Genomic DNA, 21,446 nt, shown 5'->3' with positions numbered 1-21,446 from the left:
ATCATGGTTAACAAACAAATATTTTTTAGTTAAGTTTAGTTTAATTATTTTTATATATCAGACCTTTCACAAAAATAAATACAAACTGAAACAATATTTTAAGTTGCATATATTTGTAATATTAAGGCATTGAGAACAAACTATTTTGGTAAATTTTATGATGTATTTTATTTAAATTTTGGAACTAAAATTTATCAGATGTTTATGTTGAAGCTTTTATATTTCAAGATAATTAAATATTTTTTGATGTGATTTATTTAATACTAATTGCTATGGGAATCATATTTGATTTTTATTGACATAAGCCCACGCTTTGCGCTTAAAAAATACGTATAATATGTTAAGCGTGCAAGAAAAATGTTTTTATTGAGGTTACTTTTATCGCCACGCCGCACCGCCCTAAGATTAATTGATAAGAACTTCGGTGCGTTACGCTGTCGCTAATACACCCTACAAATATTCAATTTTTTATGCCCAGAGGGCACAAAATCAAACCAAATTCCCATCCCAAACAATGTTTTGGGATGTGTGATATCTTTAATATATGACCATAGTCATGACCATAGTTAGAATGAAAAGTATCTCCAAAAGCAAACTTAAAAGCAAACTATTAGAATTCTTGCGTCTTGTAGAGTCAGAAGGAGAAGAAATTATAGTAACTGATCGGGGAAGACCAGTGGTGAAGATTTCTAAATATGGAAATTCACCGTCAACAGAACAGTTATTTGGACAAATGCGTGGAAAAGTAAAGTACTTCGAAGATTTAACAACTCCCACAACAGAAGAATGGGGCGAACTGTGAAAATAGTTCTTGATACCTGTGCTTTAATTTGGTGGAGTTTGGATCCGGATAAACTTTCTCAAACTGCTTTACGTGTATGTAATCGGATGGAAAAAGAAGAAAATGGTCTAGTTCCATCCATTAGTATCTGGGAAATCGCCATCAAAATCAAAAATAAAAAACTAGATTTGGGAGTCGATCTTAACGATTACGTCACTTCCCTGAAAAAATCCAGTGTTGTCAGTATTGTTCCCGTTAATGAAGATATGTGGTTAGATAGCGTCAAATTAGAATGGGAACATCGAGATCCAGCTGATCGAGTGGTTGTAGCTTTAGCAAAAAGTAATCAAGCTCCAATTATCACAGCAGATCGAGAAATCAGAAATTTTTACTCAGACGTTATTTGGTAGGTACTCCTTAAAAATTAAGACCTCAAACTCTCTTATAAACTAGCAACTAAATCGTCATAGCTCAAACTTAAACTTCCATTATCAAAATTAAATTGCTCAAATTTAGTTGCAGTCATAATAGTGTCATCTAACTCAAAAATGACCTTATTATTATTCGCACCTAAACTGATATTAAAATCATCGATTTCATAGGAACCAAGGCTGAGTGTATCAAAACCTCTACCACCATTGACTTTAGCTTCACCAAAACCTTCAATAAAATCTTTACCGTTACCCATTTTAATCTTGACACCACCACCAAAGCTGGAAGCAGTTAATTCATCTCTACCATCTCCCATGTTAATGGTTCCACCAAAAATACCGTAGGAATCACTTCCGGTTGCATAAGCTTTAACAATATCAGACCCTTTACCTGTTTCTATCCTTCCTCGATGATTATCAATCGCGATCGCTTGTTCTGAAGCATCAGCAATGACTTCGATAGTATCGCGTCCTTTACCAAAGCTAATATACCCTTGATTATTATCAACTGCGATCGCCTCTCTCAAAGCAGTAGCATTCGCTTTTATAGCGTCGCGTCCTTTACCAAGAGTAATATAGCCTCTAGTATTGTCGATGGCGATCGCCTCGGTAACAGCCTCAGCAGTTACTTTAATCCCATCGTTTCCCATTCCAAGATTAATATATCCTTGAGTATTATCAATTGCGATCGCCTTATCTTGAGCAGTAGCGCTAGCTTCAGCAACAGCTTCGGCTAAAGCTTTGGTTTCTGGGGTCGCTGCATTAGTAATACTATAAGTAGAAGTATTTGTATAAGTTGCAGAATCAGAAGTTGCAATAGCACTTATAACATCTGCACCCTTTGCAGTGATAATTTGACCGCCAACATTTCTAATACCTGTTGCAGTGATGGTTGCGTTGGCTAAACTTTTGGCTATTGCTCCAGCAAAAGCTGTAAGACTATCAGACATAGGGGCTTGAGCAATAGCTTGAACGATAGCTCTAGCGTCTGCACTCGCTGTAGCAACTGCTGCGACAGAACCTGTAATTGTTCCATCAAGGGTGTCACTACCCCTACCAGTGCGAATTTCGCCGGAATTATTAATACCATTAGCAACCGCATTTATATCAATAGATGCAAAGGTTTTAGCTATTGCATTTGCATCTAAAAAATCCGCATAAGCAATAGCTTGAGAGACTGTTTGTATGGTTGCTGCAATTTTTGCAGTTGCATTACCTCTGACAATGTCCCGTCCTTTATTTGTAGAAATACTCCCTTGATTATCAATTCCATTAGCATAAATACTTGCTTTACGGCTAAGCTCTGCAGAAGCGACCGCGCCGATGTTTCTGGTTCCGACCCCAGCAAAAACTCCTAGACCAAAATCACTATCTATATATTTATTACCAATAATTTCATCTGCACCCTTCAATGTACTGACATGAGAATACCAGGGGTTGAAAATTCCTCTATTTGAGTAGACTTTATCAGCCTTATTGGAAAAATCGACTTTACTTAAGTTTAAGGATGTCATGAAAATCTCCTCATCTAGAGCTTAAAAAATTAATTAATAATGAATCAAGAAAACGATTCATCAGGAAATTGGACTGTGGAATTTTATTTGAGCAGAGATAAGTAAAGCTTACTTGAACAGTAAATTAATACTGTTGCGGTAAGGATTATGAGGAAAGTAGCCCCCTACACTTCCTTTGTCGGTTTGCAGAGTATTCCGCAACTAGAATTGGCTCTCACATTATGATTTTTCTCAATTATGTGAGTTTCTAGCCTTTTGAGTTTTACGGAACAGACAATAGGGAACAGAAATAAAAAATAAATTTTATAACTAATGCAATACTTGACAAAAAACTAAATTTTTGCAGGCAATAATTACCGTCAAGATTACAATTGTTCCGATAAGTTACTGGATCCTAAAGTAACAAAATAAAGAAAATATAGCGGTTTTCATTTGAATCAAATACATTTTCTAATTCCCAAATGTAGAGACGTAAAATTTTACGTCTCTACGAGGTGTACTACACTCAACCGAAAACCGCTATATTTACGCTATTTTCTTTATTTGTGCAGTTTCTATAAAAATAAAAATAATACTATTAGCTATTTTTAGCAGAAATATAGGGCTTCAAAATAAATCTCAAATGAAATTTATATAAAATTAATGATAAGAATACCCAAGTAAATAATAAAACGTAGTAAATAAATCCTCAAAAAGGTGCGTTATGGCGCTTTTTCATATTTTGCACGAATAATTACCTGCTCTTGCGCCTAACGCACCCTACTCCCTACTTACTTATGCAAAAAAATTAAACTGTCAACTTCCAAGCTGCTAACTCCGCTAAGGAGCGATCGCGATATTTCCCATAACGTTCTCGTTTGTTTTTGATTTTTTTACCTAAGTCTGGAATGATACCAAAGTTTGGTGGCATTGGTTGGAAATGTTTGGGAGAAGCTGAACTGATAAATTCAAATAATGCTCCCATCATGGTTGTGTTGGGAAGGCTCAAAGCTTCTTTACCTAAAGCAATTCTTGCAGCATTGGTACCTGCTAACCAACCACCTGCAGATGCTGCGGTATAACCTTCTGTACCAATTAACTGTCCTGCAGCTAGTAACGTGGGACGTTGTTTAAATTGGAGTGTTGTCAGCATTAGTTGGGGTGCATTAATAAACGTGTTACGATGCATTACCCCCAAACGGACAAATTCGGCATTTTCCAAGCCAGGAATCATTCGGAAGACGCGTTTTTGTTCACCCCAACGCAAGTTAGTTTGAAATCCTACCATATTCCACAGTTTTCCGGCTTTGTCTTCCTGTCGCAGCTGCACTACAGCATAGGGACGTTCTTTTTTGACTTCACCATCACTTGTAGGGATAGGAGGATTTTCGCTAGAACCCCAGCCAGTAGGAGAGGGAGGTGTTAAACCTACGGGTTTTAAAGGTCCATAGCGCATTGTATCTTCACCCCGCAGCGCCTGTTCTTCAATAGGTAGACAAGCTTCAAAAAACTTGGCGTTTTCCCGCTCGAAGTCTTTTAATTCTACTTGCTCGGCGGTACGTAATTCTTGCCAAAATTTCAGGTACTGCTCCTTATTCATGGGGCAGTTTAAATATGCTGCTTCACCTTTATCATAACGGGATGCCATAAAAGCAATATCATGATTAATTGATTCCCCAACAATAATTGGACTTGCTGCATCAAAGAAACTGAGATATTCCATTCCCGTAAAACGGTGCAAGTCTGCAGCTAGGTCGGGACTAGTTAAGGGACCAGTAGCTAAAACAACAATTCCATCAGGGATAGAGCGTAATTCCTCACGACGGAGATCAATTAAAGGATGATTAGCCAAAGTCGAAGTTAAATCTTGGCTAAATACACCCCGATCTACAGCCAAGGCTCCACCTGCTGGAACCTGATGCTCGTCAGCTTTAGCAATGACAATCGAACCAAGTTGACGTAACTCTTCATGTAATAAACCTGCGGCGCGATCGCTAGCCATGGCTCCGAAGGAATTGCTGCATACTAATTCTGCAAGATATTCGCTATGATGTGCTCCACTGAAGCGATTGGGACGCATTTCATAGAAAATTACTGGTATTCCAGCTTGAGCAATTTGCCATGCTGCTTCAGTTCCTGCAAGTCCCCCACCAATTACTGTAACTGTTTGCTTGTCCATGTTTTAGTTCTTAGTTTTAGTTCTTAATATTCCGGTTTCTAATATTCCAATTCTTAAATAAGAGTTCTGGAGTTTAGTTTTTTATCTATGGTTTTTATCTATGGGGAAATTTATCCATACATATATTCATACATAAGAAAATAATTATACATCAGCCAAACTATTTGCCCATAGACGACATGATGGGATTTTTATAACTACCTTCCATTTAGATTAAATTTTTCACAGACTTATACTTTATCGAGTTTAGTTCATTTTTGCAGAGCAAAATAAATGTGTAGATTTGCAGAGCAAAATAAATATGTATAACTGAACTTGTAAATCTTGATTTGTAAATATTCGAGAGTTCGAGGATTTGAAAAGTCAGATTTTTGAGTATTGATAATTAGCATCGGTAAATAGACATTATTCCGCAAGTCGTGAAGGTAAAACATAAAGCCAAAAATCAATGACTGGCATTTTGTAATGTAATACCTATAACAACTCAATCCCATAAATGAACAAACAAGAAAAAATCGAGGAAATAAAAATATTGTCCCTTAACTAAATTAATCGCTTCAAGAGTAGATAAATCGCCTAATTTAACGCTTAATAGGCTGTTGGTACATAAAGATGAAAAAATTGATTCTGGAGTGTGGGTTTGTGGAAAATTATCCAAATATCCCCCCCTAATCCTCTTCTTTCTCAGATCCCCATTTTTTTTAGGAAGTTTAAACAATATCCTATTGCCACTCATAAACCAATAGAATCATCACAATAGTTTGTTTATTCTCTGATTATGAGAATAAAAAATAGCTCAATCGAAAAAAAAACATTTAAAATATTGTTAACATTTGTAAAATTAGTCAGTTAAAGACTAGAAACATAATTTTTGTCTAGTTAAACTAACAATAACAAGCAAATATAATTTAATTTCTAAGTTCTAATAAAATTAAGGTGTGGCCTAGAAGCCTAGATGATTCCAATACAGCTTTCTCTGAAAAACTTTTTGAGTTATCGTGATGCAACTTTGGATTTTCGCGGGTTGCATACAGCTTGCATATGTGGTTCTAATGGTGCTGGAAAATCGTCTCTGCTCGAAGCTATTACCTGGGTAATTTGGGGCGAGAGTAGAGCAGCTTCAGAAGATGATGTCATTCAAACTGGAGCGAAAGAAGTTCGGGTTGATTTTACCTTTGAAACTAACCAGCAAATTTATCGAGTTATTCGCACCCGCAATCGAGGTTCTACTAGTGCACTGGAATTTCAAATCGAAACTCCCAAGGGTTTGCGAGCAATTACAGCTAAGGGTTTAAGAGCAACCCAGGAGTTGATTGTAGAGTATATTAAGTTAGATTACGATACTTTCATTAATTCGGCTTATTTGCGTCAAGGACGAGCCGATGAATTTATGCTCAAACGCCCTTCGGAACGTAAGGAAATTTTAGCTGAGTTACTGAAGCTTAACCAATACGATGAATTAGAAGATAGAGCAAAAGAACTTTCCCGCCAATTTAAAGTTCGGGGAGAGGAATTAAAACGTTCTTTAGAGTCAATTAAAACTCAATTACAACAACGTTCGGAAACTGAGAATCAACGGCGAGAATTAGAAGTACAAATTAATCAGTTTCAGCAACAGCAAGCATTAGATAATGTGGAACTACAAAGTTTGCAAGTAGTTCAGCATCAAAGACAAAATTGGGAAGAGCAGTTAAATTTTGTTCGCCAACAGTTGCAAAATTTGACCCAGGATTGCGATCGCTTACATCAAGAGGAATCATCAATTGATGCTCAATTATCCCAACTAGAAACAATATTAAATCGCCAAGCTGAAATTGAAGCAGGATATAACGAATATCAAAACCTGCAATCCCAAGAAGAAGCCATGAGTGCAAAATTTGAAGAATACACTCGTGCGGGACAAATACAGCAACAAAAACAACAGCAGTTAGTGAAGCAAGTCCAAGCTTTAGAACGACAAATTCAACAGGGACAAGCACAGTTAGAAGCTTTAATTCAACAAGAGCGAGATATTCAACAAACTTTGAGTAAATCCAATGAAGTTGAAGTTGCATTAGAACAATTGAATGCGGCTCGCAATCGCCTCAAATATTTAGATGATTTACAATTGCAGGTTTCTCCCCTACTGCAACAAAAGGCGACCTTACAAAGCCAGTTAGACCGGGTACACGCTGGAATCGTTGCAAAAATTGAGCAACTACAAACAACCCAACATCAATTGCAACACCATTCCCAACGCCAAGGACAATTACAGCAAGCGGTGGTGGATGTTGCAACTCAAATTGAAGAAATGGAAAAAACCCGGGTTTATCTGCAAAGAGTACAGGAAAAAGGACAGGAACGCCGCCATTTTATAGAACGCTTACAAGCCCAACAACGGGAATATGAAAGATTGCTGGGCGAACTTGAGCAAAAATTGCTGATGTTGCAAAATCCTGATGCTAAATGTCCTTTGTGCGAACGTCCTTTAGACGAACATCACTGGAATCGAGTAGTAGATAAAACCAAGCTAGAATATCAGGATACTGAAGGACAATTGTGGGTATTTCGGGAACAAATGGCGGTTTCTGACCGAGAAATTCAGGTTTTGCGTCAGGAATATCGGGAAGTTTCCCAAAGATTATCTTGCTATGATCGACTGCGGGAACACAGGGGACAATTAGCTGCACAGTTAGAATCTTCTGCAGATGCTCAACAGCAATTAACAGAATTATTTGCAGAACAAGAAAAATTGGAAAGAGCATTGCAACTCGGTCAATATGCTCCCGATACCCAAAACCAACTAATTCAATTAGAACAACATCTGCAAGAACTAAATTACAACGAACAAGACCACGTTCTTGCTCGCAGCGAAGTGGAAAGATGGCGTTGGGCTGAAATTAAATTAAGTCAAATCAAAGAAGCAAATAAACGTCAAAATCAGATTGCGCAACGCAAACCACAACTTGAGGCGCAAATTGCTCAGCTAGAAACAGCAATTAAACAGGAACAAATTGATTCGGAATGTGCAAGGGAAATTGCTGCACTCGATGCTCGCATTAAAGAAATTGGCTATAACAGAGAAACTCACAGTCAACTGCGTGGGACTCTAAAACAAGGTCAAGCTTGGCAATTAAGCTACCAACAATTACAATCTGCACAGCAACAATATCCTCAATTGCAGGCTAGAGCACAAGAATTAAAAGCTGCTTTACAAGCAAGATTGGGAGAAAAACAGCGTTTAGCAACTCAAATTACTGATATTGTTAAACAATTGGAGCAAACAGCAAATCCTGCATCCCAAATTCAGGCTTTAGAACAAAAAATTGCATCAAGGCGTCGTCAACTAGATGAATACCTCTCACAGTTAGGACGTTTAGAACAACTCGCTCATCAACTACAAGCTCTGCAAGTACAGTCAGAACAGCAACAAGAACAATTACAAAATTGTCGCCAACAACACCGCATACATCAGGAATTAGCCCAGGCTTTTGGTAAAAATGGTATCCAAACCTTGATGATTGAAAATGTTTTACCTCAGTTAGAAGCTCAGACAAATAATCTTTTAGCAAGGTTAAGTGCTAATCAACTGCACGTACAATTTGTCACGCAAAAATCTACAAAGCGCAGAAGTAAAAAGAATACTAAGTTAATCGATACCCTGGATATTTTAATTGCTGATGCAAAAGGAACCCGTTCCTATGAAACTTATTCCGGTGGTGAAGCTTTCAGAATTAACTTTGCAATTAGGCTTGCTCTTGCGAAACTCTTAGCTCAAAGAGCGGGTGCTGCATTGCAATTACTAATAGTAGATGAAGGATTTGGTACCCAAGATGCTGAAGGTTGTGACAGGTTAATTGCTGCAATTAATGCGATCGCGCCTGATTTTGCTTGTATTTTGACAGTTACTCACATGCCTCATCTTAAGGAAGCATTTCAGGCGAGAATTGAGGTGAATAAGACTCAGCAGGGTTCGCAGATTCGGTTATCGGTTTAATTGTTTCACAAGTTGCAGTATCTTAAGACATAGTTTAACCAAAGCAAAAATCAAGTCTGCTTCTTCTGGCAGAATTAGGAGAACAATAAGACTCAAAATTGGTTTAATAATTTTACGCAGTTCTCTATTTTTTCCTAATTTAGTTAGCTTTGAATGCTCTTGGTTTAGAATATAAAACTCTGGATATTGAATGGCAATTAGGAGCATCAATTGGGGATTCATTAGTCACTCCTTAGTAAGGTTGTCTCTGTGACTATCAATTTATAATTTGCCAAATTGAGAATAAATTGCCAAAAAATAGAGTTGAAATAGATTTAGATAGAGTTCTTTATAATAAATAGAGATAAATAGGTGATATTCTTTCCGTTTACTTTGGAATGATTTAAAAGGTGATTGAAAAAACTCTGAACCTTTGTTCATATAAAATATATAATTCCGATGCTAACGGATTTGATATGACTGGGTTAATGCAGTAGCGATATCCCCTATGGGAATGCACAAAGCTAACGCAGCAGATGGAAAACGGGCGATTTCTGCTTTGGGTGACAAAACTCTCAAGCAATGGGACTTAGAAACAGGGGAAGTTCTCCATACTTTTACTGGTGAAAGTCGTATGACAACCTGTGGTTTTGCACCAGATGGAGTAACAATTGTGGCGGGAGATGCATCGGGAAGAGTGCATTTTTTGCGTTTGGAAGGAAGTGATGGGGAATGAGTAATTGGTAATTGGTAATTGGTAATTGGTAATGAGAAGTAGGTTGGGTTGACGCAGGTTAGCAAAACGTATCCGTAGGATATAACTCAACAATCATCGGGTTTTCTTAGGTTGCGCTGTCCCTTAACTCAACCTACGAAAACACTTAACAGTAACCGTATTACGCTATAGATGGTTGCACGAACAACGAATACAAAAACCTAAGCTAAAAAATCTTAAACTTCAATTCGTGCAAGTGCTTCCCTTACCCCTGCTTTTCCTTCAATAACTGCTATAAGACTTGGTAAGTATTCATCCATCATCATGACATTGGTGTAAACAATTTTTTTAATTAATGCAAAACTAAGGTTGTCACCTTCAACATCTATGCTGGTTTTATAGCGAATTTCTCCCGATGTAAAATCGAATTCAAAGTTTCCTATAATCATCCCATAATTGGCGCGGGTAATGAATTCTGTTACCGGTAAGCGTTTGTTTAGACGAGTTCGGATGGGACAAATTGAATAAAATGCAAACTGTTGTTTTTCTTCTATTACCTTCACATAACAGTCCCATTGACCATTTTTACCTTGGAAATTCACCCTAATGATTGGTTCTGCTTTAAGATAGCTAAATTGCCAATTATCCTCTACAAAAAAGTTAATAATTGCTTGAAAAATAGTTTCAGAGGAGTTGATATTTCGAGATACTTCTGAAATGCTGTCAGTCACTTCTTCAAAAGCATCATTTATTTCCTTAATACTTTCAGAAACCATTTCTTCAGTCATTTCTGAAAGATTATTGGTTAACTCTTCAAAAGTATGAATCATTTCTTCAGTCACTTGAGAGATGACATCTACCGAATCTTCAGAATTATTGGGATCTATACTTTGATCATCTGTTTGACCATCTGTTTGAACATTTACTTGGGGAATATCCCCCCACGATGCAGCAAAATTAAGCATTGCTTCATTGATGGTTTTGCTGTCAATATCTTTGCTGTTAATACCTTGCTTGGCAACTTCGAAGGGTTTAAGATAAGTCCACAGAGTATGATATCCTGTTTCACCACCTTCTTTTTGTTGCTTAAATTCTAAGGCATACCAACTGTAACTAGATAGAATCGGATGTTTGGGTTCTTGTTGGTTGAGGCGTTCGATATATAATGCAACCTGTTCTGCATCCGTGCCATTTTCTGCTAATTTAGGAATTAAGGCAGGTTCGAGAGTTGCTGTAATTTGAATATCTGTTGAGTCTTGAGATTCTGAATCTTGAAATTCTGAGTCTTGAAATTCCCCTGCAGAAAAAGGACTGCGAATTTCTGGCTTAAGGTTAAATAAATTTTCTCGATCAATGCGATCGTAGAACTGCAGAGTTACCCAGAAGGTAAGATGACACTCGATGATTTGGTTCTCTTGTTTGCTTAGAGATAGGGAAGTCGTCCGAATTTTGAAAGGAGAGTCCGATTCCCGATCTAAAATTAATTCTTTTTCTAAAGAGAAATTTTCAATAAGAAGATTCATTTTTTGATAGATTATAAAGCTTTAAAGCTAATACTCTATCAAAATCTCGATTCAGATTCTATGAAGTAAATTTATCGCAATGTTCGAGTATCGCAATATTCGAGATAATTTATTCGTGCAGTTCCTGCTTACTTATAAAGTGGTTACTTTCGGAAGGAGTAGAAGAAATTTAGGGGAATAATTAGCGTTGCATGATTATCTAACAAAGTTGCAGTCTTTGATTTGCTGAAATCATGATTTAATATTTTGCAATTAAAATTTTTCAACTTCTTATTAAATACGAATGGATTGAAATAGATGCTTACTCTAGCTTGGACATCTCACAGTTGCAAGCAACTATTTACTTTAAGGTCTCAATTTAGCGTTGGATTAGATTGGTTCAACTCGAATACCAGCGAAACATCTCCTAAAAAAAACTTATAATTGATTCTTCCAATATAAATAATTTAGAATAAATAATTTAAAAATTTCTGTTGGCGATAAAAAACATTTTTTACTTATTTTAATAAATTTTACTGGCATTATATTAATCGTATAGAGACGCCTCTGTCGTAGGAATATCTTAGGTAATTAAACCTGACATATTTACGACATATATTGCGTCTCTACAGAGTTTATTGGCAAATAAAATATTTTATTGGCAAATAATATGAATTTTAAATAATATTATTCTCCTTCTACCAAAGCTTGATACTCCTGTGCGCTCATTACATCATCAAGATCTTCTGACTCGTTTACCCTTACCTTTAACAACCAACCTTCACCATAAGGGTCATCAGCAATTTGTTCGGGAGCTTCAATCATTTCATCATTGCGTTCGATGACTGTCCCGTTGACGGGAGATTTTAAATCTTCTACAGCTTTTACTGATTCAATTGAACCAAAATTTTCTCCCTTATCTACAGCATCCCCAACTTCTGGTAACTCAATAAATACGATGTCACCCAATTGATCCACTGCGAATTCAGAAATCCCAATGGTGGCAATCTCTCCTTCTAGTCTGACATATTCATGGGAATCTAAATACTTCAAATTGTCTGGATATTCAAAAGCCATATAAATTTAATTCCTCAAACGCACTCAGAAAATAATGTTTAAATTTGATCTTTTGTTCGACTTATAGCAGTTGAGAAGTTATGAAACAAGGACTAGGGGTAGAATACCCTTGATACATTTTTTTGCCTTTGGTTCATACTTCACTTGTTTGCAAGACGCTATATTCGGTTGAGTTTGTAATTAACCCAACACAAATTATTACTTAAAATCAGAGTCAAATTACCATATTACTTACCCAGTAAAAGCAAAAATTAACAGTTTTAGTGATAGGTAACAGAGAAAAGGGAAAAAAGAGGAAGAGTAATCTTTAATGCATAAAAGTAAGTATATTTTTTATCGACCTGCGTAGGTTTCAAATCATTTCGATACGCGACTTTGTGAACGATAAAAGGGGCGCTTAACTACAGTAGCAGGATAAGTTTTGTTGCGAATTTGTACTCCTAAGTTTTGTCCTACCTTGGCTAAATTAGCGCTGACATAAGCAAGAGCAACAGGATATCCCAAAGTTGGCGATAATGTACCACTTGTCACCTTACCAATGACTTCACCTGCGGATAGTACAGGATAATCATGACGAGCAATGTTACGTCCTTGCATTTGCAAACCTACAATTTTACGCTCTACTTCATTAGCTTTTTGTTGTTCTAAAACTGACCTCCCAATAAAATCACCTTTGGTATCGAGGTGAACTAACCAACCCAAACCAGCTTCTAGAGGTGTGGTTAGATCGTCAATATCTTGTCCGTAAAGCGCCATAGCTGCTTCCAGTCTTAGGGTATCTCTAGCACCCAACCCGCAAGGTGCAACACCTGCATGAAGTAATTTTTGCCACAGTTCCATCCCTAAATCTGGGTCTACCATGACTTCAAATCCATCTTCACCGGTATAACCAGTACGGGCTAAAAATCCTGGTTTACCAAGTACTTCCGTTTCCAAATGACCAAAAGCTTTGACAGGTGTTAAATCTGCGGAGACGAACTTTTGGATAATACTGGTGGCTTTTGGACCTTGAATTGCGAGTAAAACTTTATCTGGCGATAAATCCTGAAATTCAATTTTTTGAGTGTCAATTTTTTGAGCGTCAATTTTTTGAGGATCGATTTTATTGGCTTGAATTTCTGTGATGTTGAGATTTTCTAATAGCCAAGTTTTATCTTTATCTGTTGTGGCTGCATTAACAATTATTATTCCCCGTTCTACTTCCGAGGAATCTTTCCCTTGATAATAAAAAATTATGTCATCAATAATCCCAGCTTGGGGGTTTAACAAAACGCTATATTGAGCTTGTCCGGCTTGCAAGCGACTCAAATCTGAAGGTACTAACCGTTGGAGTTGAGATATGAGATTTTTACCCTGAAGCGTAAATTTACCCATATGGGAAATGTCAAACATCCCTGCAGAGTTTCTCACAGCTTCATGTTCTTTGGTAATCCCGCTAAATTGTACCGGCATTTCCCAACCACCAAAACCCGTGAACCGCGCTTTAAGTCCTTGTATTGGCTCAAATAAAGGGGTTCTCTTTAAAGATGCATCATTCATTTTGATTAGCCACAGATGATTTCGTTGCATTTTCAAGTCAACATCTTTATATATATCAGCTGTAGGTCGTGTTAGGTGCACGACAATACATTTGTTTTAGCTATACAAGAGGTACAGTGAAGGCTAATTCATATCAGATCAGACTTGCTTTAATCCAAATCTAGTAACCTGCACCCATTCATCCCACGACTGGAAGCCGTGGGCTTTTTGCTCCGATACTGTAATGATTTAGAAATCTATATAAACAATCAGAAAAAGTAAATAATTTACAATGAACTTATGTAAACAATTAGAGTGAATATTAAGTAGTAGTATCTGGAGAGTAATTAGTGGTCATTAATGCGCCTCGCCCCAAGCCGGGTAGTCAAGAAATACCAAACGACAGAAGCCAGAACTCAGATAATTTTGTCACAAGACATATTGGACCTTCCCCTGAAGAGATCCAAAAAATGTTACAGGTACTGGGACTTTCTAGCCTCAATGACCTGATTGAGCAAACAGTACCACCTTCAATTAGACAACATCATTCTTTAAAATTACCAGCAGCTCAAAGTGAATATGCTGCACTGGCTCAATTAAAAGAACTTGCAGGTAAAAACCAAGTTTTTCGCTCTTTTATTGGTATGGGTTACTACAATTGTATTACCCCACCAGTCATTCAACGTAATATTTTAGAAAATCCCGGTTGGTATACTGCATATACTCCCTATCAGCCCGAAATCGCTCAAGGAAGATTGGAAGCGCTGTTAAATTTCCAAACCATGACCATCGATTTAACAGGTTTAGAAATTGCTAATGCTTCCTTACTTGATGAAGCTACAGCAGCAGCCGAAGCCATGAGCATGAGCTACGGAGTATGTAAAAATAAATCTGATACCTACTTTGTTTCCCAAGATTGTCATCCCCAAACGGTCGCCGTGTTACAGACACGGGCCAGACCTTTAGGTATTAAAATCATCATTGGTGACCACAGAGAATTTGATTTTTCCCAACCGATTTTTGGTGCTCTCCTACAGTATCCTGCCAGTGATGGTAGTGTTTGTGATTATGCTCAATTTATCGAGCAAGCACATGAGCAAAAAGCTTTAGTGACTGTCGCAGCCGATCTTCTCAGCTTAACCTTACTCAAACCACCAGGAGAATTTGGAGCTGATATCGTTGTCGGTAGTACCCAGAGATTTGGAATTCCCCTTGGTTATGGCGGACCCCATGCTGCTTATTTTGCGACCAAAGAGAAGTATAAGCGCCAAGTTCCGGGAAGAATTGTTGGTGTTTCCAAAGACGTTAATGGCAAAACTGCATTACGTTTAGCATTGCAAACCCGCGAGCAACACATTCGCCGAGAGAAAGCTACCAGTAATATTTGTACCGCTCAAGTATTACTAGCTGTAATGGCAAGCATGTATGCTGTTTATCATGGTTCTAAAGGTATAAAGCAAATTGCTGAAAATATCCACCAAAAAACCAAAATTTTAGCAGCAGGATTGCAAAAACTCGGTTATAAAATCGTTAACGAATATTTCTTCGATACTTTAAAAGTTGATTTAGGAAAAATCTCCTTAGAAAGCATTCTGGAAGCTTCCCAAGCTCGTGAAGTCAACTTACGGGTATTTAATAATAATACTGTGGGCATTTCCTTAGACGAAACCACAACAAATCGAGATTTAATTGACTTATGGGAAATATTTGCCCTCAAGAGCGACTGCGAATCCTTCTCTTCTGAAGAATTACTTACTGATTCTTCAATTCAAAACTTAAAGTCAGTTATTCCCCATAATTTAACTCGCAATACTCCATTTCTTACCCATCCAGTATTCAATAGCTACCATTCAGAAACTGAATTATTACGCTACCTGCACAAGCTTGAAACTAAAGACTTGTCACTAACAACATCAATGATCCCCTTGGGCTCATGTACGATGAAATTAAACGCGACGGCAGAAATGATACCTGTCACCTGGGCTGAATTTGGTAATATTCATCCATTTGCACCACAAACTCAAACTCGGGGTTACCAAGTTCTGTTTACACAGCTGGAGGAATGGTTAGCAGAAATCACAGGTTTTGCTGGAATCTCGTTACAACCTAATTCTGGCGCTCAAGGTGAGTATAGTGGTTTGCTCGCCATTCGCCAATACCATGAAAGTCGTGGCGAATCCCATCGTAAAATTTGTTTGATCCCCACATCTGCACATGGAACAAACCCTGCAAGTGCTGTTATGTGTGGGATGAAAGTGGTTGCGATCGCATGTGATTCTGAAGGTAATATTGATGTCACAGACCTAAAGACTAAAGCCGAAAAATATAGCCAAGAACTAGCGGCTTTAATGATTACCTATCCTTCTACCCACGGCGTATTTGAGGAAAAAATCAAAGAAATCTGTGCCATTGTCCACGAACATGGGGGACAGGTATACATGGATGGGGCGAACATGAACGCCCAAGTTGGGTTATGTTCTCCCGGAAATATTGGTGCAGATGTTTGTCACCTCAACCTCCACAAAACTTTTTGTATTCCCCACGGTGGTGGTGGTCCCGGAATGGGTCCCATTGGTGTTGCTTCCCATTTGGTTCCGTTTCTTCCCGGACATCCAGTTGTAGAAATGGGTGGAGAGCAAGGAATGGGTGCTGTTTCTGCTGCACCTTGGGGTAGTGCGAGCATTTTAGTTATTTCTTGGATGTATATTGCAATGATGGGTGGAACTGGCTTAACCCAAGCGACAAAGGTTGCAATCCTCAATGCAAATTATATAGCTAAAAAACTCCAAGAGCATTATCCCGTGTTATACAAAGGCAAAAATGGGTTAGTCGCCCATGAATGCATTTTAGATTTGCGATCGCTGAAAAAATCAGCCGGAATAGAAATCGACGATATAGCCAAACGGTTAATGGATTATGGTTTCCATGCGCCTACAGTATCTTGGCCAGTAGCCGGTACCATTATGGTAGAACCAACTGAAAGCGAATCTAAACAAGAAATAGATCGATTTTGCGACGCCATGATTGCAATTCGCCAAGAAGTTGCCGAAATTGAAGCAGGTAAGGTGGATACTGAAAATAACGTCTTGAAAAACGCACCACATACTGCCGAAAGTTTAATTATTGGTGAGTGGAATCATCCATATTCCCGCGAACAAGCAGCTTATCCCGCACCTTGGACAAAAGATAACAAATTTTGGCCTAGCGTAAGTCGGATTGATGCAGCATTTGGCGATCGCAACTTTGTTTGTTCTTGTTTGCCAATGGAAGCATATTCACAATAAGTGATATTATATCGGTCAACAGTATGAACTGTGTATAAAGTACATGGATTTATATTTTCTTCGGACTGATAGTTTTTTGGACGAATAGTTTTTAATGGGTAATTGTTGATTTGATATTTAGATTATCGATATTAACAATTACCCATTACTAATTAGAAATTACTAATTACCAATTACCAGTTACCAATTACCAATTTTGAAATAAACTAAAATCCTTAAAATGGGATTCTTCAACTAACAACCAACAGTTTTTACTGACATTTTTATGGGGTCATTTTTCGTTTGTGTTGTTTTGTTGTTGTGAATGAAAAAATATGTTATTAAAATCGACAAAATTGATTTTGTCTTGGTTATCGGTGCTTATAGGTCATACTATTATTTTATTAATAAGTATGGTAGCAAGTACTCTAATTGCATTACTCTTCTTTTTTATCCCCCTCAAATCTTTTTCGTTTCATTGGTTTGCTTCTTTTGTTGGAATTGTCTTAGGAGCAGCATTTGGCGGTGCTTTACTCGCTAGTTTTCAGAAATTTGCTTTCAAAGATTCTCGTTTTAAAAATTGGTTAGCCGTCAGTACTTTGAGCGGCGCAATTGGTGGTTTATTATTTGTTCTTTACATCCATAACGTACCAGTTAGTCATAAAATATTAGGAGCAATTTTCGTTAATGGACTATTAACGTTACCCATTAGTATTCCATTCGCAGGAGTTGCCCAATGGTGGATTCTGAGAAAGAGTTATAAAAAAGCTAAGTGGTGGTTATTAGCAAATTTATTTGGTGGGTCTTTTCTTTTATTTATATCATTACCATTAGGACTAGCATCTCATCACTACAGAGCCTTAAAAGACACTGTTGAACCATTTGATTTACTACACTTTTGGATTCATTATGAAATCAGTGGTAGCAATCATTATTTACCTTTAATTGTCAGTCATTTAATATTTTCTGCTTTGATTGCAACTGTTGTGGTTTTTGTGCCTAAAAAAGCATGATGATTGGTAATGGGTAATGGGTAATGGGTAATTAGAAATTTTAAGGGTGCGGCTCTTTTAGAGATAGAAACTTTTAGAGATAGAAATTTTATCTTGCCATAAGCCCTAAGATTTATGCAGGATAATAAACACAGCCCTTAGTCATCTAAAATTACTACAAAAGACTAGGAGAGGGAAGGGTGCATCAATTCCCTCTCTTCAAAAGAATTATTATCATTATTGAAGATTTATTTTTTATTGATTGGAATTCCCGAAAAAAGACTGAATACTGTCGAGTTCTTCATTCAAATATACCCTACTTTTAAAGCATCCTCTGAAATACTAAATCTTCAGGTAAATAGGAAAGACTAATTTTATTACGATTGATCGCCACAATGCGAGCCAAACTAGTAAATCTAGATTCAGAAACAATAAAAATGCGATCGTGCTTTGTTTGTAAATATTCCTGAAAATACCTTAAGGTTGCGCAACGATGTTTAAAATCACGAACTTGGGTATAGTTTTCTAATCTGCGCCACAATTTAGGAAATATTGGTGGAAGTTTTGCCAAAGAACGAGCACCTCTCCAGGTTGCACCTTTTTTTGTTCTGTCTTTAGGCCAAATTCCTAACCCCGACTCTCGTACTGAAGCTGTTGTCGAAGCCAATGTCTCTCTCAATTCGGGAAAAAGATTATCATAAAATAATGGATACACTAAGCCAATTTTCAATAGTTTGTAGTTGACACTATCCTTCATTCTTTCTGGATCGAGGAATATTCTGGAACCATCCTTCTCATCTGTTGTCCCAGAAAATACAAAGGAAATTGGTCTACCATTAGTTCCAATGTGGCTAGCAAGTATATAACCTTCAGTTTCATCATTTACTCCTTTTAAACCTAATAACTTTAGGTTAGTTGTGGTAGCTTGAGAAGCAAAGGATTCAACAGCATCTTTTTCTAAAGCATCAATTCCTTCGTAGCGTAGGGAAATTGTGCCATTATTTGAGTTTATACGGGGATTTTTACTTTTTATTTCTAACCTTAGTAGAAGAGATGGATCGAATGGAGCAAATCGAATCGTATCACCGTCAGGTATACCAGCAGCAGGTTTGAAAATACCTTTGATCAGAACTACTGGCATATTACTTTCTCTCACTGATAAAATGCATTAATTTTTGGTGATAACTTTATTTTCTAGCACCTATAAGACTTAGGTTTTTTTCAGTATATTACTATTAGAAAAATGGGCTACTTTGCTCCAGTCCTAAGAACTTGAAAACTTAGCAGATAGACCTCTTTTAAACTGTTGTAAAGCTGATTAAGTCTTGCTTTTACAAAATAATTAAATTAACGATTTTCTTGAGATATATTTGCTGTTGTTGAGATTTGAGTTGAAGTACCAGTTCCAAATCCAAATAATTTAGGTAAAATTAATCCCGAATTAGCTTTATATTCCTCAAATTCTGGATAGCGGGAAAGTGATTTATCTTTTTTAAGCATATTGGGAATAAATACTATTGATGCGAAAAAGCCCAAAATACCAAAAGGAATCCAACTTTGAACCAACATCGCAAAGCTAGTATAAGTAAGGATTTCTCCTAAATAGTTGGGATTGCGACAGCGAGCAAAAAATCCTTCTGTAATTAGTCCCGATTTATATTTTAGGGTGTAGTGTTTCTGTGCATCGCTACCAAAATGCAACAATACCCCTAATAAGTTAACACAGACAGCAGCCGCAATTAACGGTGTTGAAGGCTCCGAACCACTGCTAACCAAAATAAATGGAGCGACCCAATATAAACTGATGAGAATTAATATCCCGAACCCCTGAGGAATTGAAATTTCTAATTCCCATTGTTTATCGGGAAATATACGGTCTTTAAGAAGCCACATTATCCCATAAGTACCGTGCAAAGCTAAATAAATCCAAGGTCCAATGGTAAAGTTTTGATATATCACCATTAGTCCTAAAATAAACAGAAAACTCGTTCCTTTATGGAAGTTTATGATATGTTTTGCTTTCATTGTTTACCTAACACCTAGAAATAAACGATTTTTTTAAGATTGAAAATATTGTTTGAAAACAAAAGTTTAAGTAGAACTCGAATAATTTTGCAGGTTAATTTGGTAATTATCTTTGAGTTTCTTTAAGGGAAACTGTACAAATGAGGCTTCTCCAGGCGATCGCCAGTTAAATAAATTTATGAGATGTGAAGCAAAAATTTTTGTTATTACCATTGCCATTTGTGCGCCTAAGCAAGCATGTACGCCACCACCAAAAGGAATAAATTCGTACATTTTACCTTCATTCTTTGGTGCGAAAAAACATTCTGGCTCAAATTTTTCTGGATTACTAAAATGTTTCTGCATGATGTGTGCTATTCGCGGTTCGGCAATGATAGTAGAATTTTGAGGGTACAGTACTCCATCTAAAACTACCGACTTCGTAAGACGACGGTTTGCAGTGGAACTAGGTGGTAAAGTTCGCAGAGTTTCCTTGATAGTTGCTTCCAAAAATACCATCTGCTTGATTTGTTCTGGCGAAAAGCTATGGGAATTACTTTGTTTATCGTTTAATTGAGCTTGTTCTTCCCGTAGCTTTTTGAGTACCTGGGGGTATTGTCCTAACTGATAAATCAGGGATGATACTAAACCTGAAATTTCGTAATGGGAAGCCCATAACTGTAGCAGACATTGGTTTTCAACTAAAGTATCGCTAAAGACACCATCGGGATTCTCCTGCTGTTCTGCAAGCATCATCCCTAAAAAGTCACTTGTTGGATCGATAGCTTTTTCTCGTCTTTGCTTCATAACTGCACGCATAAACTCTAGCAGTTGTCTCCGTGCTTTAATGCCTCTACCATAAGCAGTTAAGGGTGATTCCCATTTCAATAAGCCATAGAAACCATCAAAATAAGTCTTATATAAAGCTTTTAGTTCTATCTGACTAGATATAGGTAAACCTGCAAAACTTTTTGGATCGGTATCATCTAATTTGACTCCCAACAACAAAGGAGTCAGAACATTAAAGCAGATTTTTTCTACTGCTGGATAAATCCCAATACTTTGAGAAATATCCCATTGTGTTAAACCATTTCTAACTACGTTATTGATATGCGAAACATAACCTTCTAATAAGCGACCAGTTAAACCAGGTCTTAAAGCACTTTTACGTTGGCGATGTAAATCAGGTCGTTGAAACAAACTATACTCGCCAAACATATCCATAGTGGTGCTGGGTAAAGCAATCTCGGTATACTTTAAGTCACCATTAAATACCATTTGAATTGCTTTTGCAGAACCAACGAGAATAGTTGTACCACCAAAAACACCCGTACAAAAAATTGGTCCATACTTTTCTAGGTTATGACGGCAAAATTTATCTGGGTTATTAATATAGGTAAAAGTGTCGTACCACTGGGGCTTTCTTGGGGGACTTTTTGTTCCTGGTGGTGGGGTTTGTCCTTCTTCTAAAATTAATACTTCGTTAGTATCCTGAGACATAAAATTTTACTCCACCAATCTCGACTATCAGGTTTA

General features: G+C 37.2%; 15 protein-coding genes. 6 read left to right on the top strand and 9 right to left on the bottom strand.

The window, feature by feature from the left end:
- Positions 1–556: 556 nt before the first annotated feature.
- Together QNJ50_RS10830 and QNJ50_RS10825 are read left to right on the top strand one after the other, a co-directional pair.
- Positions 557–802 (top strand): type II toxin-antitoxin system prevent-host-death family antitoxin, encoded by a 246-nt coding sequence (locus QNJ50_RS10830; protein ID WP_300635142.1) that lies wholly within the window; start codon positions 557–559, stop codon positions 800–802.
- Positions 799–1,191 (top strand): type II toxin-antitoxin system VapC family toxin, encoded by a 393-nt coding sequence (locus QNJ50_RS10825; protein WP_300635140.1) that lies wholly within the window; start codon positions 799–801, stop codon positions 1,189–1,191. The genes QNJ50_RS10830 and QNJ50_RS10825 overlap by 4 nt, the downstream gene beginning before the upstream one ends.
- Positions 1,192–1,223: 32 nt before the next feature.
- On the opposite strand, the gene QNJ50_RS10820 is transcribed toward QNJ50_RS10825, so the two are convergent.
- Together QNJ50_RS10820 and trmFO are read right to left on the bottom strand one after the other, a co-directional pair.
- Positions 1,224–2,726, bottom strand: coding sequence for a hypothetical protein (locus tag QNJ50_RS10820; RefSeq protein WP_300635138.1), 1,503 nt, complete (start codon positions 2,724–2,726; stop codon positions 1,224–1,226).
- A gap of 787 nt (positions 2,727–3,513) precedes the next feature.
- Positions 3,514–4,884, bottom strand: a complete 1,371-nt coding sequence (trmFO, locus tag QNJ50_RS10815) for an FADH(2)-oxidizing methylenetetrahydrofolate--tRNA-(uracil(54)-C(5))-methyltransferase TrmFO (protein WP_300635136.1) — start codon at positions 4,882–4,884, stop codon at positions 3,514–3,516.
- A gap of 955 nt (positions 4,885–5,839) precedes the next feature.
- On the opposite strand from trmFO, the gene QNJ50_RS10810 reads away from it, so the two are divergent.
- The gene (locus QNJ50_RS10810; protein WP_300635134.1) at positions 5,840–8,860 is read left to right on the top strand and encodes an SMC family ATPase; all 3,021 of its coding nucleotides are present in this window, start codon (positions 5,840–5,842) and stop codon (positions 8,858–8,860) included.
- Here QNJ50_RS10810 and QNJ50_RS10805 read toward each other — a convergent pair.
- Positions 8,849–9,082 (bottom strand): hypothetical protein, encoded by a 234-nt coding sequence (locus QNJ50_RS10805; RefSeq protein WP_300635132.1) that lies wholly within the window; start codon positions 9,080–9,082, stop codon positions 8,849–8,851. The two genes, QNJ50_RS10810 and QNJ50_RS10805, sit on opposite strands and share 12 nt — an antisense overlap.
- A gap of 271 nt (positions 9,083–9,353) precedes the next feature.
- Between QNJ50_RS10805 and QNJ50_RS10800 the strand changes: the two genes are divergently transcribed.
- On the top strand, positions 9,354–9,575 hold the full coding sequence (locus QNJ50_RS10800; RefSeq protein WP_300635130.1) for a hypothetical protein: 222 nt from the start codon (positions 9,354–9,356) through the stop codon (positions 9,573–9,575).
- A 215-nt stretch (positions 9,576–9,790) separates the two neighbouring features.
- Here QNJ50_RS10800 and QNJ50_RS10795 read toward each other — a convergent pair whose 3' ends face one another.
- The 3 genes from QNJ50_RS10795 to gcvT form a co-directional block, all read right to left on the bottom strand.
- Positions 9,791–11,077: a YbjN domain-containing protein gene (locus QNJ50_RS10795; RefSeq protein WP_300635128.1), complete on the bottom strand. Its 1,287-nt coding sequence runs from the start codon at positions 11,075–11,077 to the stop codon at positions 9,791–9,793.
- A 666-nt stretch (positions 11,078–11,743) separates the two neighbouring features.
- On the bottom strand, positions 11,744–12,133 hold the full coding sequence (gene gcvH, locus QNJ50_RS10790; protein WP_300635126.1) for a glycine cleavage system protein GcvH: 390 nt from the start codon (positions 12,131–12,133) through the stop codon (positions 11,744–11,746).
- Between the two features lie 357 nt (positions 12,134–12,490).
- Positions 12,491–13,672: a glycine cleavage system aminomethyltransferase GcvT gene (gcvT, locus tag QNJ50_RS10785; RefSeq protein ID WP_300635147.1), complete on the bottom strand. Its 1,182-nt coding sequence runs from the start codon at positions 13,670–13,672 to the stop codon at positions 12,491–12,493.
- A 329-nt stretch (positions 13,673–14,001) separates the two neighbouring features.
- Here gcvT and gcvP point away from each other — a divergent pair, with 329 nt between their 5' ends.
- Positions 14,002–16,935 carry an aminomethyl-transferring glycine dehydrogenase gene (gene gcvP, locus QNJ50_RS10780; RefSeq protein ID WP_300635123.1) on the top strand — a complete coding sequence of 978 codons (2,934 nt, stop codon included), beginning with the start codon at positions 14,002–14,004 and terminating at the stop codon, positions 16,933–16,935.
- Between the two features lie 392 nt (positions 16,936–17,327).
- Entirely contained in the window at positions 17,328–17,927 is a 600-nt protein-coding gene (locus QNJ50_RS10775; RefSeq protein WP_300635121.1) for a hypothetical protein, read from the top strand.
- Between the two features lie 301 nt (positions 17,928–18,228).
- Here QNJ50_RS10775 and QNJ50_RS10770 read toward each other — a convergent pair whose 3' ends face one another.
- The 3 genes from QNJ50_RS10770 to QNJ50_RS10760 all read right to left on the bottom strand — a co-directional run bounded on the left by QNJ50_RS10770 (position 18,229) and on the right by QNJ50_RS10760 (position 21,410).
- Complete coding sequence (locus tag QNJ50_RS10770) at positions 18,229–19,047, bottom strand: hypothetical protein (protein WP_300635119.1); 819 nt, start codon at positions 19,045–19,047, stop codon at positions 18,229–18,231.
- 206 nt (positions 19,048–19,253) lie between these two features.
- Entirely contained in the window at positions 19,254–19,931 is a 678-nt protein-coding gene (locus QNJ50_RS10765) for a DUF1295 domain-containing protein (RefSeq protein WP_300635117.1), read from the bottom strand.
- 66 nt (positions 19,932–19,997) lie between these two features.
- On the bottom strand, positions 19,998–21,410 hold the full coding sequence (locus tag QNJ50_RS10760) for a cytochrome P450 (protein ID WP_300635115.1): 1,413 nt from the start codon (positions 21,408–21,410) through the stop codon (positions 19,998–20,000).
- Positions 21,411–21,446 lie beyond the last annotated feature (36 nt).

This window comes from Mastigocoleus sp. MO_188.B34 (assembly GCF_030065675.1).
Lineage (GTDB): Bacteria > Cyanobacteriota > Cyanobacteriia > Cyanobacteriales > Nostocaceae > Mastigocoleus.
This window is presented reverse-complemented; position numbering and strand designations above follow the sequence as displayed.